Raw genomic sequence first — 18299 nt, forward strand, 5'->3', positions numbered from 1 at the left:
AAACAATGTATACTAAAGTTGATTTTAGAGATAAATGGAGGGTTGGTTGTGCATAAAATTAATTTGTTTCCTCATAAAATTAATATTCGTCGCTTTGTATTAATGCAGATTATTTTAATTATGTTTGTCATATTATTTACATATAAATGGGCTTACACGGTGACACATATTATCGAACAAAATATTATATTGAACTTAGTTTATGGTTTCGCTGGATTTTTAGTTTTATTAATTCTCCATGAGATGATACATCGAGTATTATTTATATTATTTTCTAAAGGTGAAAAGCCTAAAATGAAATATAAAAAGGGAACAATGTTACTACAATTTACTGAAACTTGCTTTAACAGATGGCAATTTAGCACAATCATGTTAGCGCCTCTTGTATTAATAAGTTCGCTTTTACTTGTATTAATCAAAACTTTTGCATATTCATCGTTGATATTTATGTTTAGTATTCATATTGGTTATTGTGTGCTTGATATTTTATTAGTGTCTTTAGCACTTGCTAGTAATTTTAAATATATTCAAAAATATGATGAAGGATTATATTTATATCAACAAAAGCCAAGTCAAATGAATCATGAATAATAGTTCAACAAATAAGTCATCTTTCTTAAAAGTGGAGATGGCTTATTTTAATGCCTTAATTTAAGAGCATGAAATTCGTGAATATTTGTCATACATTTTATAATAAAAGTATGATTAAACTAAAAATGAAAGTGTGGTAAAATAATGGAAGAAAGAAGAATTATTCACATTGACATGGATTACTTTTTTGCGCAAGTGGAAATGAGAGATAATCCGAAACTAAAAGGAAAGCCGGTTATTGTTGGAGGAAAGGCAAGTAACAGGGGTGTCGTATCAACGGCATCATATGAAGCTAGAAAGTATGGTGTGCATTCAGCCATGCCTATGTCGCAAGCACATAAATTATGTCCTAATGGTTATTACGTAACGAGCCGATTTGATGCTTATAGAGAAGCTTCTCAAAAAATTATGGATATATTTCGGAGTTATACTGAAATTGTAGAACCTTTATCTTTAGACGAAGCTTATTTAGATATTACACATTTAGTGAGACCTGATTTACCAGCTTCTAAAATAGCCAATTTTATTCGAAGAGATATATTAGAACAAACTGAATTAACAGCCTCTGCAGGAGTGTCTTATAATAAATTTTTAGCCAAATTAGCGAGCGGTATGAATAAACCTAATGGCCTTACAGTAATAGATTATAATAATGTGCATGACATTTTAATGGGTTTGGATATTGGTGAATTTCCAGGTGTTGGAAAAGCATCTGAAAAAGTCATGCATGATAATCAAATTTTTAACGGTCAAGATTTATATAATAAGGACGAATTTGAGTTAATACGTTTGTTTGGAAAAAGGGGTAGGGGTTTATACAATAAAGCAAGAGGTATCGATCATAATGAGGTAAAATCGACCCGTATACGTAAATCTGTAGGAACAGAACGTACTTTTGCGACAGATGTAAATGATGATGACGAGATATTAAGAAAGGTTTGGGAATTATCTGGAAAAACGGCTGAAAGATTAAATAAATTACAAAAATCAGGTAAAACGGTTACTGTTAAAATTAAGACGTATCAATTTGAGACGTTATCAAAGCAAACCAGTTTAAGAGATCCAGTTAATTCAGAAACAGATATTTATAATATTGCCTACTCACTTTATACTGATTTGAAAGATCCTGAAGTGCCTATACGATTAATAGGTGTTACAGTAGGTAACCTAGAACAATCAGCATACCGCAATATGACTATATATGACTTTATATAACGGGCTAGTAATGTATGATATTTAATACATTATTAGCCTTTATCTTTTAAATCTTTGCCATAGATATTTAACATGCTATGTAAATCATCATAATGTTTTAATAATCTATATGTGATCATTGCACAAGCTTTCGCATCATTTAGTGCGTCATGATGCCCATGAAAATCAAGTTGATAAAAGTCCATCATATGTTTTAAGCCATAGCGATGTGATTGAACTGTTCGCTTAGCCAATTGATATGAACAAAAATATGTTAGATGAGGAGTTTCAAGTCCAATGTCTTGAATACTTTGATGGAGTACATTCATATCAAATGCAGCATTATGTGCAACGACTGGAAGTTGATCGATAAACTGCATCATATAGGGAAATACATATGAAAAATTTGGAGAAGATGCCACATCTTCTGGGTATATACCATGCACATTAATATTTTGTTCAGAGAAATAATCATTCGGATTGACCAAAGTATGAAAGGTTTCTGTAATTTGGTTATCTATTACTTTAACCATACCTACTGAACAAATGCTAGTACGTTTACCGTTAGCAGTTTCAAAGTCTAGTGCAACAAATGCATTCTCACTCATTGTGCCACTCCTTTCTATCAATAATCATAAAATATATTTTAATATATCAAAGCTATAATGGATAGTAAAAGGGAAAGACTTAACATTTATAAAACATTCATTTTAAGGCGCGTATATGTGGAAGTCATTGTTGAAATTCAATAAAAAAACTGCCAATCAACTTTAAGCGTTAATTGACAGCTCTTCTATAAATGATAAATGACTTATCTAATTATATATTGAATTATTCTTCGTCAAATGTACGAGTAGCTAATTCTTTTTCATATAAATATAGCGTATTGCAGTCATCACCAATACGGTTTAGGTAATCGATATGAGTTTCGAACATTGATTCTTCCTCAACTTGTTCATCTAAGAACCAATTTAAGAAAGAGATTGTTGCGTAATCTTTATCTTTATGTGCGATTTCTGATAGATTGTAGAAACGTTTTGTTACATCTTGTTCTTGAGCTAGACCGTCTTTGAATGTTTCTAAAATAGAATTAAAGTCTACTTTTGGTGCTGGTAATGCTGTGAATTTCGCATGGCCACCACGGTCATTAATATAATCATAGATTTTTTTACCATGGAATCTTTCTTCTTTAGCTTGTTGAATGTAGAAGTTTGCAAATCCTTCGTATGATTGAGAATCGCAATAAGATGCCATTGCCATATATGCGTGAGCAGCAAAATACTCATGATTCATTTGTTCATTTAATGCTTCTAATAATTCTTTATTTAACATAGTATTCACCTCATATGAAAATTTTCATTTTCTTTCTCTGTTGACTAAAATGAGTATAACAAACTTATTCTCATTCGTAAATAATAATTATTATAATCTGGAGTGCATTTTTATCTTTTTAATTGAGAATCTTTTTAGTTATACCCTCTGCATGTTATAATTATGCGAGTGAATAGTAATAGGGAGGAAACAAATGAGACAATGGACTGCAACCCATTTAGCGAAGTTAGCGCGCAAGGCCAGTAGAGCCGTGGGTAAAAATGGAACTGACTTACCAGGTCAAATCGCACGTAGAGTGGATCAAAATATATTAAGAAAATTATCAGAACAAGTTGATGATATTGTCTTCATAAGTGGTACAAACGGTAAAACAACAACATCTAACTTAATTGGACATACATTAAAGGCCAACCAAATTGATATTATTCATAACAATGAAGGTGCCAATATGGCAGCAGGTATTACGTCTGCCTTTATTATGCAAACAACAAAGCAAACTAAAATTGCAATTATTGAAATAGACGAAGGCTCTATACCGAGAGTACTTAAAGAAGTAACACCATCTATGATGGTATTTACAAACTTCTTCAGAGATCAGATGGACCGTTTTGGTGAAATAGACATCATGGTCAATAATATCGCTAAATCAATTAGTGATAAAGGTATCAAATTATTATTAAATGCGGATGATCCATTCGTTAGCCGACTTAAGATTGCAAGTGAGACTCGAGTTTATTATGGTATGAAAGCACATGCTCATGAATTTGAACAAAGTACAATGAATGAAAGTAGATATTGTCCTAACTGTGGCCGTTTACTTAAATATGATTACATACATTATAATCAAATTGGTCATTATCATTGTGAATGCGGCTTTAAACGTGAACAACCTAAATATGAAGTATCTTCTTTCGAAACATCACCATTCCTTAAATTAAATATAGGAGAGGCAACGTTTAATATGAAGATTGCTGGTGATTTTAATGCATATAATGCACTTGCAGCATATACTGTGTTAAGAGAATTAGGATTAAATGATACATCTATTCAAAAAGGATTTGAAACATATACATCTGACAATGGTCGTATGCAGTATTTTTCATTAAATCAAAAAGAAGCGATGATTAACTTAGCTAAAAATCCAGCTGGAATGAATGCAAGTTTATCAGTCGGCGAACAATTAAAAGGACGTAAAGTATATGTTATCAGTTTAAATGATAATGCTGCGGATGGTAGAGATACGTCATGGATTTATGATGCGGACTTTGAAAAACTAAGTAATCAAGATATTGAAACGATTATCGTTACAGGTAATCGTGCTGAAGAATTACAATTAAGATTAAAATTAGCTGAAGTGGATGTACCTGTTATCCTTGAAAGGGATATATATAAAGCAACTGCTAAAACAATGGACTTTACAGGGTTTACAGTAGCGATTCCTAACTATACTTCATTATCACCGATGCTAGAACAATTGAATCGTTCTTTTGAAGGAGGACAATCATAATGAATCACGAATTAACGATTTATCATTTTATGTCCGATAAATTAAATTTATATAGCGATATTGGCAATATTATTGCATTAAAAATAAGAGCCAAAAAAAGAAATATTAAATTGAATGTTGTAGAAATTAATGAAACAGAGGGTGTAACCTTTGATGATTGTGACATCTTCTTTATTGGCGGGGGAAGTGACCGTGAACAATCACTAGCTACAAAACAATTGAGTAAAATTAAAACCCCATTAAAAGAAGCAATTGAGGATGGTATGCCTGGATTAACTATATGTGGTGGATATCAATTTCTAGGAACTAAATATATTACACCAGATGGTACAGAGTTAGAAGGTTTAGGTATTTTAGATTTTTATACTGAATCTAGAGAAGACCGATTAACAGGTGATATCATTATCGAAAGTGATACATTTGGAACTATTGTTGGCTTTGAAAATCACGGGGGAAGAACTTATCATCAATTTGGTACTCTAGGTCGAGTGACACATGGTTATGGTAATAATGATACGGATCGTAAAGAGGGTATCCATTATAAGAATTTACTAGGAACTTATTTACATGGTCCAATTTTACCTAAAAACCATGAAGTAACTGATTATTTATTAGAGAAAGCTTGTGAAAGAAAAGGTATTCCGTTTGAACCCAAAGAATTAGATAATACTGAAGAAGAAGCAGCCAAACAAGTTTTAATAGATCGTGCAAATAAAAGTAAATAACATAAAAGAAGAGGTTGTGACTTTTGTAACGAGTCGCAACCTCTTTCTATTTTATTATGCATAACGATGGTCTAATATTTTATAGATTAACAATATTTCGTATATAAGATGACTTTTAATTTGATTTTGGTCAAATTCTTCTAGTTGTTTAACTGAAGATTTTAGTGTTGAAGCGGATTGTCGCTCACGTCTAAATGTACCATCACATAGGATTTGGCTAATACTTGTACTGATTTTTAGAATTGCCATTTTTTCTTCAGGTGTAAAGAATACGTGTGCATCTTTAGGTAAATATATAATGTTTGCTAAATGGGTCATCAGTAATCGATTAGTATAAGCTCTATTAGTTAATTTATTTAGTTTTTTCCAATCGTCTGCCTTGTTCTGATGATAAGTAAGTTCATCACGTTGATAGCCAGTTAGCATATCAATTTTTTGGTTTAAATTACTGATTCGGATAATCTTTTTATTACTTTTATCCGATTGAAAGCGACCAAGCAACAATTCATGACACCGTTGATTAAATAGTGCGTACATTTTTTCTTCAGAATCGTAAAGATGATCTTCTAACTGATTATAATATTTAGGTGGTAAAATCATAAAATTGACTAGACCTGCTGTCAATAAACCAATTAAGGCGGTTAGTAAACGTGAAAAGAAGTTAAATACATACGCTTCATGTATACCTGGTATCATTGCAACTGACGTTAATACAGCGACCGTTGTACCTACCTGTAAATTCAGCTTAGTACAGGCTAAAATTGTCAATGTTGCACTTAATGCATAAGCAAATGGTGACTGATCCCCAAATATAAAAGTAAATACAACTGCAAATAATGCGCCAATAACTGTAGCAGGTAAACGGCGATACCCTTTTTTAATTGAGGCCTTAGCAGTAGGTTCAATTGTTACAATTGCAGTTAATATGGCAAATATTGGTGTAAGATTTAATAACATACAAAAGACAGTCGTAAAAAATGTAGCTAAACCTGTCTTGATAGTGCGAGCACCAATAAGATTTTTATACCATTTTTCATTCAACATGTTGTCCCCCTTGAAAAGGGAATTTTTAAAACGATTTACGGTTTTACAAATTCTCTTTCTTAATCAAACAAAATAAAGTCATTTCAATGCATTCATGTTTAGTATATCAAAAAATTTTTGCTATAATAAGATAGAATAATAAATAAAAAGGAACGGGATAAAAATGATTGTAAAAACAGATGAGGAATTACAAGCTTTAAAAGAGATTGGCTATATTTGTGCAAAAGTTAGAGACACAATGCAAGCCGAGACTAAACCAGGTGTTACGACAAAAGAGTTAGACAATATTGCTAAAGTGTTATTCGAAGAACATGGTGCAATTTCAGCGCCAATTCATGATGAGAATTTTCCAGGACAGACATGTATCAGTGTCAACGAAGAAGTAGCACATGGTATACCTGGAAAACGTGTGATTCGTGAAGGTGACTTAGTTAATATTGACGTTTCTGCATTGAAAAATGGCTATTATGCCGACACAGGTATTTCATTTGTGGTAGGAGAAGCAAGTGATCCTATGAAACAAAAAGTGTGTGATGTTGCTACAATGGCATTTGAGAATGCAATGGCTAAAGTAAAACCAGGTACAAAGTTGAGTAATATTGGTAAAGCTGTACACGCAACAGCACGTCAAAATGATTTAACAGTTATTAAGAACCTAACAGGTCATGGCGTTGGTCAATCATTACATGAAGCACCTAATCATGTCATGAACTATTATGATCCTAAAGATAAAACACTTTTAAAAGAAGGACTTGTGATTGCAGTTGAACCATTTATTTCTTCTAAAGCAACATTTGTGACTGAAGGTAAAAATGAATGGGCATTTGAAACAAGAGATAAAAGTTACGTTGCACAAATAGAACATACTGTCATTGTCACAAAAGAAGGCCCTTTATTAACAACTAAAATTGAAGATTAAAGTATTATCATCCTTTAGATCGTATAGTCATTCATTTTACATAGACTAGGACTAAAGGACTAACAAGATATGGTTCCGGAGCCTATTACTGATGGTTTCGGAATTGTTTTATAATAGAACCTAATCAAGGGTGAGGTGGTTCTATGAATTACATGGAGATTTACTTAAATAAAATATTTAAAACATCATTACAATACAACATTGATGATTATAAAATGAAATTAGACAAAAAATTGAAAAGTATTGAAGATTATATCGCTTATTTAAATGAAAAGCGAATGCAACTTAAAAAGCTAATTGACAGTCTTTCATTAGCATTAGAGAATAAATATATAGATATAGCAGATTTATATAATATTAGATGTGCAGAAGAAGTACATGATAATGAAATTGCATCATTAAGAAATCATTTAAATCAAATTGAAGCGTATTGTGATCAAATTGAAACTAAAATAAGTGAACAAGCAAAAGAGAAAATGACTATCGAAAAAGAATGTCATTTAATTCAATATATGAGTGCTGTGGCATAGAAAGGTGGCGAATCATGACACATAAATATATATCAACAGAATTGTTGATAGTTTTTACAGCATTAATGATTATTGCTAATTTTTATTATATATTCTTTGAAAAAATAGGCTTTTTACTCGTTTTACTTTTAGGGTGCGTATTAGTCTATGTAGGATATATTTATTTTCATAAAGTACGAGGGTTGTTATCCTTTTGGATTGGTACTTTGTTAATTGCATTCACCTTACTTTCTAATAAATATACAATTATCATATTGTTTATATTTTTATTAATATTAATTGTAAGGTACTTAATTTATAAATTTAAACCATTAAAAGTAACAGCAACTGAAGAAGAAGTTACGTCGCCAGCATTTATTAAGCAGAAATGGTTTGGTGAACAACGTACACCAGTATATGTATATAAGTGGGAAGATGTTCAAATCCAACATGGAATCGGGGATATTCATATTGATTTAACTAAAGCTGCAAATATTAAAGATAACAACACAATTGTTGTTAGACATATATTAGGTAAAGTACAAGTGATTGTGCCATTAAATTATAATATTAATATCCATGCGACGGCATTTTATGGTTCCGCATATATTAATGAAAAATCATACAAGATAGAGAATAATAATATTCATGTTGAAGAAAAGACAAAAGAAGAAAATTATACAGTTAATGTCTATGTATCAACATTTATTGGCGACGTAGAGGTGATATATAGATGAATCACTATATAAGAGCCATTGGGTCAATGCTGATATTGATATATAGTATGTTAACGGCATTCTTATTTATTGATAAAGTTTTTGTTAACATCATTTACTTTCAAGGCATGTTTTATACACAAATTTTCGGTATTCCAGTGTTCTTATTCTTAAATATTATAGTTATATTATTATGTATTATAGTCGGATCAGTTCTAGCATATAAAATTAATCAACAGAATGATTGGATTAAAACTCAAATTGAGCGATCAATTGAAGGGGAAACAGTTGGTATTAATGACCAAAATATTGAATTGTATAGTGAGACTTTAGAAATATATCATACACTCGTTCCATTAAATCAAGAGTTACATCGATTAAGAATGAAAACACAAAATTTAACTAACGAAAATTACAATATGAATGATGTTAAAGTTAAAAAAATTATTGAAGACGAGCGACAACGTTTAGCAAGAGAATTACACGATTCTGTAAGTCAACAACTATTCGCTGCAAGTATGATGTTATCAGCAATTAAAGAAACACAGTTAGAACCACCATTAGATCAACAAATACCTGTACTCGAAAAAATGATTCAAGATTCTCAACTTGAAATGAGAGCGTTGTTACTTCATTTAAGACCGCTAGGATTAAAAGATAAATCATTAGGTGAAGGAATTAAAGATTTAGTCATTGACCTTCAAAAGAAAGTTCCAATGAAAGTAGTACATGAGATTCAAGAATTTAAAGTACCAAAAGGAATAGAGGATCATTTATTCAGAATTACACAAGAAGCAATTTCAAATACTTTGAGACATTCTAATGGTACAAGAGTAACGGTTGAATTATTTAATAAACAAGATTATTTATTGTTACGTATACAAGATAATGGTAAAGGTTTTAATGTAGACGAGAAACTTGAGCAAAGTTATGGATTAAAGAATATGCGTGAACGTGCACTAGAAATTGGTGCTACTTTCCATATCGTTTCATTACCAGATTCTGGTACACGTATTGAAGTTAAAGCACCATTAAACAAGGAGGATTCGTATGGCGATTAAAGTATTATTTGTAGACGACCATGAGATGGTTAGAATAGGTATTTCAAGTTACTTATCAACACAATCTGACATTGAAGTAGTGGGAGAAGGTGAGTCTGGGAAAGATGCAATTGCAAAGGCACATGAGTTACAACCAGATTTGATTCTAATGGATTTACTTATGGATGATATGGATGGTGTAGAAGCGACAACAGAAATTAAAAAGGATTTACCACACATTAAAGTTGTGATGCTTACAAGTTTCATTGAAGATAAAGAAGTGTATCGAGCTCTAGATGCTGGTGTAGATAGTTATATCTTAAAGACCACAAGTGCTAGTGATATCGCAGAAGCGGTTCGTAAAACATATCATGGTGAATCGGTATTTGAACCAGAAGTATTAGTTAAAATGCGTAACAGAATGAAAAAACGTGCTGAGCTATACGAAATGTTAACAGATAGAGAAATGGAAATTTTATTGTTAATTGCTAAAGGTTATTCTAATCAAGAGATTGCTAGTGCATCTCATATTACAATAAAAACAGTAAAAACTCATGTAAGTAATATTCTAAGTAAATTAGAAGTTCAAGATAGAACACAGGCAGTCATTTATGCATTCCAACATAACTTAATTCAATAATTATAAAAAAGGCCAGGTGGATGATATATCAATTCCACTTGGCCTTTAATTTAATGATTAAGAATGTTTATCTTCAGAATCATTATTTTTAATTTTATTAACGATTTTATCTTTCATCGTACTTTGATCTTCTTGATACTTGTCTTTAGCATCTTTATCAATATTATAATCTTCATCTTTACCTATTTCACGATGATCATTATATTCATATGTTATATCTTCGTTGTAATGATTTTGGTTATTATCATCATGTTTCAATGCAGCTTCTTCTGGCGTTTCACCTTTAATCACATGACGTTGGTGAATAATCGCATTGATTTCAGCACCTATAATGATGATGAAACTTGTTAAGTATAACCAAATTAGTAAAATAATGATACCTGCGATACTACCATATGTTTTAGAATAATTACCAAAGTTAGAAATATACCAACCAAATGCAAATGATCCTAGTAACCAAATGATAGAAGTAAAGATAGCACCTGGTAATACAGATAGAATTTTTGTTTTAACATTAGGTGCTACTGAATATAACACGATAAATAAAACTAAAATGATGATAAGTGGTAATACCACTCTTATTAAATTGAATACCCATTTTACTTCAGAATCTAAGCCTAAAGGTCCGAATAAGTAATGACTTATAGCAGAACCTAACGTTGGTAATGCCATTGCGATAGCAAAAACAACGCCCATCACAACTGTAAATACAACGCTTAGAAGTTTTAGTAAAATGCCGTTACGACTATCTTCAACATCGTAAGCAACATTGAATGAGTTCATAATTGCTGTCATACCATTTGAAGCTGACCAAATTGCTAAGATCAAACCGACAGATAGTAAGCCACCACTTGAGTTCTTCGTTACATCGCCAATGACACCTTTTATGATTGATGATGTTTCAGAAGGTGCACTGCTTAACATATTAGTAATTTGGCTTTGTTCAATATTAAAGAATGGTAACAATGTTAATAAGAAAATTAACATAGGGAACATTGCAAGAACGAAATGATAAGTCATTTGTGCTGCTAATCCTGAAGCATCATCTTTGCCAATTCTATAAACTAAATAAGAAAAGAAATTTGAATTCTTTGTATATTTAGCAGGTTTGTTCAATCTTGATAAGAAGAAAACTTGGTTATCTTTCTTAGGTTCCTTAGATTGAAATTCTTGTGGTTCAATATATGTACGGTCTACTTTAATTTTATTATCACTATTTTTGTCATCCTTATGCTCTTCATATTCTTTAGCAGAGTTAAGGAATTTGGAACTTGTTTTTTCTTTCTTTGACATAACAATCTCCTTTAGTCCTTTGACATGGAATTTTAAATGCAATTTTATTTTAATATTAGTTGTAAAGAAAGGGAGTGAGAAAGAACTCATTTGGAAATGAATTCTTAAACTCACCCCCGTATTAATGGAGTGGGACAATTATAATAGAAGTGTTTCACTATTTAAAATAGCTAGATTACGTATTGGCGATAAGCCAACATTCAATTAAATTGTCCATTTGGCATTCCATTACTTACCAATACGTTCATTTTTTCTATTAACAAATGTGTCTTTAGCATCTTTAATAGAACGTTCTAATTCTGGATTGTTACGACGAATTTCTTCGATAACATCTTTCCAATACATTACTTCATCTTTAATGCTACTAACTTTAGAAGGTTTTTGAGATTTTTTGCCTTCTTTAACATTAGAGAATGATTGTTTTAAAGAATTACGAGTTGATTTATCAGCTAATGTTGCTGCGCCACCGATAACAGCGCCTAATAATACACCAGTAATGAATTTGTTTTCCATAATATTTTACCTCTCTTTCAAATTTGCATCTTTTACGATGTAGTCAATTAAATGATCACAAGATGATTGTACCATTTTATATACACCTTCAAAATTGTTTGTGTAGTATGGATCTGGTACATCACTTTCTTCCATATTACTAAATTCTAATAGTTTGAACAATTGTCCTTGAATGTTAGGATTAATTGCTTTGATATTTTCTATATTACTTTGATCCATAGCAATAATATAGTCAAAATCATCTGTCGGTTCAAATAGCTCACTAATCATACCATCAAAAGGAATTTGATGTTCTTTAAGAATCTTTTGAGTACCTTCATGTGGTGGTTCTCCTAAATTCCATTTACCAGTACCACGAGAGTGTACCCGAACATCTTTAATGCCTCTGTCTTGAAGTCTTTGTCTCATGATAGCTTCAGCCATTGGAGAACGGCAAATGTTTCCAAGACATACAAAAGCAACGTCTACCATATTGATTCCTCCAAACCATGTAATTATATCCCCATTTTAATGGTTCTTCAAACAATTAGAAAGCAAATTTTTTCAATTTCTATTAAAGTTCCATAAAGTATGTTAGTTTGATAGAATATGATTACTTAGATAAAGAGGTGAGACGTGTGGCATTAACTAATGAAGAGATGATTACTGAGATTAGACAAAAATTAAATATCGTCAATAAAGCACTCATCGATCCAGATAAATTTAAAGAGGCAAATCATGATGAGATTAGTGAAATTCATCAATTTGTTACTTCAAAGGATTCATTTTCACCTAGTGAGGTCACTGCAATTGCAGATGCACTAGGACAATTACGACAATAAGGGGGAACCTAAATGAGTAACTATCAAGACAAGTTAAGACAATATGCACAACTATTAGTTAGAGTAGGAATGAATGTTCAAGATAAGCAACCAGTATTTATTCGATCATCAGTTGAGGCATTGGAACTCACTCATTTAGTCGTTGAAGAGGCCTACATTGCGGGTGCTTCAGATGTTAGAGTTGAGTATGCTGATCCACGTTTAAAACGATTAAAATTTGAATATGAATCATTAGACCACTTTGAAAATAACGACGTTAAGTCATATGATGTAGAAGCTAGAATGGACTTTGTGAAAAGAGGGGCAGCGAATCTTGCAATATTAACTGAAGATCCAGACTTATTAAGTGGCATCGATGCAAGTAAATTAAAAGCCTATCAATTACAATATTCAAAAGCGTATAAGGGTTATATGGAAGCAAGTCAAAAGAATCAATTCCCATGGGTCGTAGCAGCATTCCCATCTAAAGCTTGGGCGCAACGTGTATATCCTAATAAATCAGTAGAAGATGCGTACTCAACTTTTATAGATGAAGTATTTGATATTGTAAGAGTTGATGGTAACGATCCAATTCAAAATTGGAAATCTCACGTAAAAAATTTAAGTGTGCATGCTGATAAATTACAGAAAAAACAATACAAAGCATTACACTATCTATCTGAAGGAACAGACTTAGTTGTTGGCTTACCTAAAGGTCACATTTGGGAAGATGCGACAAGTTATGTCAATGGTGATCAACAAGCCTTTATTGCTAATATACCTACAGAAGAAGTTTTCACTGCACCAGATAGAAACAATGTTAACGGTTATGTGACTAATAAATTGCCATTGAGTTTTAATGGTAATATTATTGATGGCTTTACCTTAACATTTAAAGATGGTGTAATTGTTGATTTTAAAGCAGATAAAGGTGAAGACGTGTTAAGAGATTTATTGGATACCGATGAAGGTGCTAGACGATTAGGTGAAGTTGCGTTAGTACCGGATGATTCACCAATCTCAAATCGTAATACCATCTTTTATAATACGTTATTTGATGAAAATGCATCCTGTCATTTAGCTATAGGTTCAGCATACGGCTTCAACATTGAAGGTGGAACAGAAATGACTACGGAAGAAAAAATAGCAAGTGGTTTAAATGATTCAAATGTGCATGAAGACTTTATGATTGGCAGTGCAGATTTAACTATCTATGGCATATTAGAAGATGGTACTAAAGAACTCGTATTTGAAAATGGTAATTGGGCAAATTAAATATCATGTTATAGAACAGATGAGGAGTCAAAATTCATTAAGAGATAGGGAGATATGAATGGCAAAACAACAAGTGACTAAAAAAGCAATGTCAGAATCTAAAAGTTTGAAATCTAGACAAGTCTATCCACAAGATACAAATCATCATCATACGATGTTTGGTGGTACTTTAATGGCTAACGTTGATGAAATTGCAGCTATTACTGCCATGAAACATGCAGGTAACTCTGTTGTTACAGCGTCAACGGATTCTGTTGATTTTTTATTGCCAATTAAAAATGGTGATATTTTATCATATGAAGCGATGGTTTCGTACACTGGTAGTAGTTCGATGGAAGTATGTGTGCAAATTATTATTGAAGATGTGTTCGAAGGTGAACGAAAATTAGCAGCTCTTAGCTTTTTAACTTTCGTTGCGTTAGATCAAAGTGGTAAACCAACACAAGTACCTCAAGTATATCCAGAAGATAAAGTTGAAAAATGGTTCCATGAAACTGCACCACAACGTGTTGCTCGTCGCAAAGAACGTCGTGATGAAAGCAAAAATACAATTGAGTATTTATCTAAAATTCAGCATATAGAAAGATAATACTCTAATTACCTAAATAAAGACCCTTATACCAATGCGTTAAAACGTATTGATATAAGGGCCTATTTTAATACTTATTAAAATAGCGATTCAATTAAAATGCTACACAATAAAGACTTTAAGAGAAAATACGCTTAGCATGCATTGCTTTTTCATTTTCTTTAAAATCTGTATTAGGGTAGTACATATTTTTCACTAAAACATTTGGTCCTAAACACTGATATTCAGCACAATGACAGTTGAGTGATTGTGCTAAATCTGAATTAAGCCATTGCTTAAAAACATCTGTCAGTTTATCATTTTGAATATTTGAGATAGTCCCATTTTCATCACCAAAATCAGTTACGATGACATTACCTGTAAAGACATTTACATTTAAACGACTGCGGCCATCTGGATCATTTCGCATTGTAACGTTTTTAGCATGTCTTAAACGTTGTAATAAATGTTGATCATTTTCATCATTAATACATGGATATATAGGTAACGTACCAAACAACATCCAAGTATCTTCATCTCTAATGTCTAATAAATGATGAATTGCTTCTTTCATTTCTTTTAATGACAATACATTTAATGTACTAGCAAAGTCAGCAGGGTACATTGGATGTACTTCATGACGACTACATTTCATATCATTTACAATTTCTTTATGAATTTTATTTAAATAGGGTAAAGTACTTTGATTCAACATTGTTTCTGCAGAAACGAACATACCTTGGTCAGAGAGCGTGCTTGCGTTATCAAGCATTTGTTCATATAATTTGAGTTTCGCTTTCAAAGGTGGTTGCTTTTTCATAGCACCGAAGCCCACATCTGTAAATTCTTGGATTGTACCCCAGTTATGAGAAATGTGCATGACATCGATATACTCAGCGATATCTAAATATCTATCTTGTGGCAATGTTAAATTAGAATTCATTTGAACATAAATACCACGTTGATATGCATATTTTAATAATGGTTTAACAACATTCTTGATAGATTTTTTTGAAAACATGGGTTCGCCGCCCGTAATTGATAACGTACGTAAATGAGGTATTTCATCTAGTCGACGGTAAATAATGTCCATTGGTAAAGGTTCTGGGTCTTGAGTTTGAAGTGTATAACCAACCGCGCAATGACTACATCTCATATTGCATAAATTAGTAGTCGTAAACTCTATATTACTTAAAGTAAGTTGACCATTATCAATGATGTCATTATAGGCTTCCCAAGGGTCGTTATTTATACTTACTATTTCCTTGATATTATGCATTTTTAAAACTTCTTTCTTTTGTATTGATACCATTTTGATACCTTTTTATTCAAATATACGCATTGCTTGTTGTTTCTTGTCTGTATAAAGATGTGAGTATGTCTGTATCGTTTCGGTAATATTAGAGTGTCTCATTAATTCCATCAACACATACATATCTACACCGTTATTTATTAAGTACGATGCGTAAGAATGTCTTAAATGATGAATACGAAGATTTGGAAAGGCTTTTTTAAAATGACCTGAAAAAGTAATATATATCATTGGCTCATATCCGCCGAATATAAAATAATTTTCAGTGAAATATTTATAGTTTTTGGAATCTTGACCATACATATCATTTAACATTTTTCTGATATGTTTTGGTATAGGAATAATTCCTTTAGAACTTTCTTTTTTTAAATTTGTTTCAATAGTTTTTTTGCTTAAATTTAATTTCTTGTTTATATTTAATTCACCTTTTTCAAAGTCATAATCTTTCCATTGCAACGCTAAAGCTTCGCCAATTCTAAGACCTGAATAGAATAACAGTTTTGTTAAATTACGTGAAGTCTCATTCGTTATTTTTTCAACTTTTTCATCAAACTCTTCACGTGTAATGAATTTCGCTTGTGGTTTTGTACGAGGAATTGGTGTAACGGGCAGTGTTGGGTCATATAAAAGCTTATAATACTTTTTGGCATAATTTATCACTGCTTTAAATCCTGCCCACACAGAGCGTGCATAATCGACTGAGAGTCCTGAATCATTGATAAGATAATTTCTAAAAGTTGTACATTGTGTTGTGGTTATTTTACCAATAGGTGTATTACCGAACTTCGCCTTTATGTGGGTATTGTATTCAGTTGTCCGTTTTTCTATTGAGCGAGTTGATAAATTTTCATTTTTTAATCGATCATAAAATATAGTTTCGAATGGTTGATTATCAGAATAACCAAACTTAATATTTTGAATGAATTCACTTTCAGCAAATTTAGCGTCTTTTTTTCTTTCAAAACCACGTTTCATTTTGCGTTTATTATTACCGTAAACATCTTTATATCTGGTAGAAAAATACCATTTTCCTGTATTTTCATCTTTATATACTGGCATTTTCTTTCAATCCTCCTCAAAAAAGGTAAAAAATAATAAGGGTAGGTGGACTACCCTAAAGATCACTAAATATTACTGTAAATCAAAATAGGTTTAAAATAATAAATTGATTCATTCGGTAATAATTCATTTAATAATGGCCCTTGTAATGAAGCATCTAATTGTATAACTTCAAATACATTTTCATATTCAAATTTATTAAATTCGATTTTGCTAGCCTTTATTCCAACGATGTTTAATTTACTTTGAGCGTAAAAGTATTTTAGCTCTTTAAATGGGACATTTAAATTTCCTTTGTAAAGTGAACCGATTAAAGATTGATTATCGTGTTCAAGTATAATTTTATAATCTCCAGGTACTAATTTATCTATAATTGAACTCATTTTTTCTAAAGGTTTCAAATCTTTTTTCATACCATTGAATTCTTCTTGAGTTTTTTTATCGATACCGATGAAACTTGATGTTTCAGACTTTATATAAATATTCATTAATTGTTCTAAAAATTTGAAATGATTACCGTCCAATTCTGCAATTGTTAATTTTTTATCTGAATATAAAGAAATTTTATCACCTTTATTCATAGCGGTATTTTCAAATATTTCATAAAGATAATCGTGCAATTCGATTTTATACAATTCTGATTGAGCTTCACTTTTCGAATTAATAAAATTTAAAGTTTCTTTCAAAGAATTTTTATTGATTTTTATTTTATAATTAGCACCGCTTTTATATGAACCTTTTGCTACGCCTGCACTGATTTCTAAACCTAAATCTCCTGTTGACTTTCCGTTAATTTCATTTGTGGATTTCGTGTTAGCAGTGATTGTACCTTCGCTTTCTGTACTTGTATTTTTGTTCATTTGACTGTAAGATAGATTTAAACCTTTTCCGTGTTGGCTTAAATAAGAATATATAAATTCTTTATCGGTATATAAATAATGTTTCAAAGTAAATTCCTCCTTAGGTGGTGATTGTATGTTAAAATCTTTAAAAGAAATGAAGCAAAAAGATGATATTGAATTCAAACATTTTTCTAATCAAGTAAAATATCAATTTGAAAAAGTTGAAGAGAAAAACGATAATAAGATGAAAGAACTTAAAAATCAAAAAAAATTAAACAATAAAAATAAACAGCAATCATCATTATGGGCTAATGCAATTAAAAATGGTAAATTTTGACGTCTAACTCAGTTAGGCGTTTTTTAATTTACATCAAACCACCACTAGGACGGGTTGAATCATAGAATTATATTCTTTCTAAT

At 31.2% G+C, this 18299-nt stretch carries 22 protein-coding genes; 13 read left to right on the forward strand and 9 right to left on the reverse strand.

The annotated features are described in order from the left end of the window. Positions 1 to 48: 48 nt before the first annotated feature. On the forward strand, positions 49 to 591 hold the full coding sequence (locus AC2D8K_RS06005; RefSeq protein WP_002452278.1) for a DUF3267 domain-containing protein: 543 nt from the start codon (positions 49 to 51) through the stop codon (positions 589 to 591). 144 nt (positions 592 to 735) lie between these two features. Further along, a complete protein-coding gene (gene dinB / locus AC2D8K_RS06010; RefSeq protein WP_002452279.1) occupies positions 736 to 1806 on the forward strand; it encodes a DNA polymerase IV in 1071 nt (356 codons plus the stop codon). Positions 1807 to 1838: 32 nt separating this feature from the next. Here the strand turns inward: dinB and AC2D8K_RS06015 are convergent, their stop codons facing one another. Then, a complete protein-coding gene (locus AC2D8K_RS06015) occupies positions 1839 to 2393 on the reverse strand; it encodes a 3'-5' exonuclease (RefSeq protein WP_002452280.1) in 555 nt (184 codons plus the stop codon). Positions 2394 to 2616: 223 nt separating this feature from the next. After that, positions 2617 to 3117 carry an H-type ferritin FtnA gene (gene ftnA, locus AC2D8K_RS06020; protein ID WP_002452281.1) on the reverse strand — a complete coding sequence of 167 codons (501 nt, stop codon included), beginning with the start codon at positions 3115 to 3117 and terminating at the stop codon, positions 2617 to 2619. Between the two features lie 193 nt (positions 3118 to 3310). Between ftnA and murT the strand changes: the two genes are divergently transcribed. Beyond that, complete coding sequence (murT, locus tag AC2D8K_RS06025; protein WP_002452282.1) at positions 3311 to 4624, forward strand: lipid II isoglutaminyl synthase subunit MurT; 1314 nt, start codon at positions 3311 to 3313, stop codon at positions 4622 to 4624. Then, a complete protein-coding gene (gene gatD / locus AC2D8K_RS06030; RefSeq protein WP_002452283.1) occupies positions 4624 to 5349 on the forward strand; it encodes a lipid II isoglutaminyl synthase subunit GatD in 726 nt (241 codons plus the stop codon). Before murT ends, gatD begins: the two co-directional genes overlap by 1 nt. 54 nt (positions 5350 to 5403) lie before the next feature. Here gatD and AC2D8K_RS06035 read toward each other — a convergent pair whose 3' ends face one another. Next, positions 5404 to 6393, reverse strand: a complete 990-nt coding sequence (locus AC2D8K_RS06035) for an FUSC family protein (protein ID WP_002452284.1) — start codon at positions 6391 to 6393, stop codon at positions 5404 to 5406. A gap of 163 nt (positions 6394 to 6556) precedes the next feature. On the opposite strand from AC2D8K_RS06035, the gene map reads away from it, so the two are divergent. The 5 genes from map (at position 6557) to vraR (ending at position 10217) form a co-directional block, all read left to right on the forward strand. Next, positions 6557 to 7312: a type I methionyl aminopeptidase gene (map, locus tag AC2D8K_RS06040; protein WP_002452285.1), complete on the forward strand. Its 756-nt coding sequence runs from the start codon at positions 6557 to 6559 to the stop codon at positions 7310 to 7312. Between the two features lie 143 nt (positions 7313 to 7455). Further along, positions 7456 to 7842: a DUF2543 family protein gene (locus AC2D8K_RS06045; RefSeq protein ID WP_484698219.1), complete on the forward strand. Its 387-nt coding sequence runs from the start codon at positions 7456 to 7458 to the stop codon at positions 7840 to 7842. 14 nt (positions 7843 to 7856) lie between these two features. Further along, positions 7857 to 8558 carry a cell wall-active antibiotics response protein VraT gene (vraT, locus tag AC2D8K_RS06050; protein WP_002452287.1) on the forward strand — a complete coding sequence of 234 codons (702 nt, stop codon included), beginning with the start codon at positions 7857 to 7859 and terminating at the stop codon, positions 8556 to 8558. Further along, entirely contained in the window at positions 8555 to 9598 is a 1044-nt protein-coding gene (vraS, locus tag AC2D8K_RS06055; protein ID WP_002452288.1) for a sensor histidine kinase VraS, read from the forward strand. Before vraT ends, vraS begins: the two co-directional genes overlap by 4 nt. After that, the gene (vraR, locus tag AC2D8K_RS06060) at positions 9588 to 10217 is read left to right on the forward strand and encodes a response regulator transcription factor VraR (protein WP_002452289.1); all 630 of its coding nucleotides are present in this window, start codon (positions 9588 to 9590) and stop codon (positions 10215 to 10217) included. Before vraS ends, vraR begins: the two co-directional genes overlap by 11 nt. A gap of 57 nt (positions 10218 to 10274) precedes the next feature. Here vraR and AC2D8K_RS06065 read toward each other — a convergent pair whose 3' ends face one another. The 3 genes from AC2D8K_RS06065 to AC2D8K_RS06075 form a co-directional block, all read right to left on the reverse strand. Then, positions 10275 to 11510, reverse strand: coding sequence for a YihY/virulence factor BrkB family protein (locus tag AC2D8K_RS06065; protein WP_002452290.1), 1236 nt, complete (start codon positions 11508 to 11510; stop codon positions 10275 to 10277). 228 nt (positions 11511 to 11738) lie between these two features. Continuing rightward, positions 11739 to 12023: a hypothetical protein gene (locus AC2D8K_RS06070; RefSeq protein ID WP_002452291.1), complete on the reverse strand. Its 285-nt coding sequence runs from the start codon at positions 12021 to 12023 to the stop codon at positions 11739 to 11741. Between the two features lie 6 nt (positions 12024 to 12029). Beyond that, positions 12030 to 12494, reverse strand: a complete 465-nt coding sequence (locus AC2D8K_RS06075) for a low molecular weight protein-tyrosine-phosphatase (protein ID WP_002452292.1) — start codon at positions 12492 to 12494, stop codon at positions 12030 to 12032. Positions 12495 to 12640: 146 nt separating this feature from the next. On the opposite strand from AC2D8K_RS06075, the gene AC2D8K_RS06080 reads away from it, so the two are divergent. From AC2D8K_RS06080 to AC2D8K_RS06090, 3 genes are read left to right on the forward strand one after another with little or no spacing between them, the layout of a single operon-like run. Next, positions 12641 to 12844, forward strand: coding sequence for a DUF1128 domain-containing protein (locus tag AC2D8K_RS06080; RefSeq protein WP_002452293.1), 204 nt, complete (start codon positions 12641 to 12643; stop codon positions 12842 to 12844). Positions 12845 to 12856: 12 nt separating this feature from the next. After that, complete coding sequence (locus tag AC2D8K_RS06085) at positions 12857 to 14098, forward strand: aminopeptidase (protein WP_002452294.1); 1242 nt, start codon at positions 12857 to 12859, stop codon at positions 14096 to 14098. Positions 14099 to 14156: 58 nt separating this feature from the next. Then, positions 14157 to 14687 carry an acyl-CoA thioesterase gene (locus AC2D8K_RS06090; RefSeq protein ID WP_002452295.1) on the forward strand — a complete coding sequence of 177 codons (531 nt, stop codon included), beginning with the start codon at positions 14157 to 14159 and terminating at the stop codon, positions 14685 to 14687. A gap of 118 nt (positions 14688 to 14805) precedes the next feature. On the opposite strand, the gene yfkAB is transcribed toward AC2D8K_RS06090, so the two are convergent. From yfkAB to AC2D8K_RS06105, 3 genes are all read right to left on the reverse strand, one after another. Next, entirely contained in the window at positions 14806 to 15945 is a 1140-nt protein-coding gene (gene yfkAB / locus AC2D8K_RS06095; protein WP_037552650.1) for a radical SAM/CxCxxxxC motif protein YfkAB, read from the reverse strand. 45 nt (positions 15946 to 15990) lie between these two features. Next, on the reverse strand, positions 15991 to 17037 hold the full coding sequence (locus AC2D8K_RS06100) for a site-specific integrase (protein ID WP_243590391.1): 1047 nt from the start codon (positions 17035 to 17037) through the stop codon (positions 15991 to 15993). A 65-nt stretch (positions 17038 to 17102) separates the two neighbouring features. Further along, positions 17103 to 17984: a hypothetical protein gene (locus AC2D8K_RS06105; protein WP_207024263.1), complete on the reverse strand. Its 882-nt coding sequence runs from the start codon at positions 17982 to 17984 to the stop codon at positions 17103 to 17105. Positions 17985 to 18012: 28 nt separating this feature from the next. On the opposite strand from AC2D8K_RS06105, the gene AC2D8K_RS06110 reads away from it, so the two are divergent. After that, positions 18013 to 18216, forward strand: a complete 204-nt coding sequence (locus AC2D8K_RS06110) for a hypothetical protein (RefSeq protein ID WP_207024265.1) — start codon at positions 18013 to 18015, stop codon at positions 18214 to 18216. Positions 18217 to 18299: the final 83 nt, after the last annotated feature.

The sequence above is a fragment of the Staphylococcus sp. 510 genome (assembly GCF_057219715.1).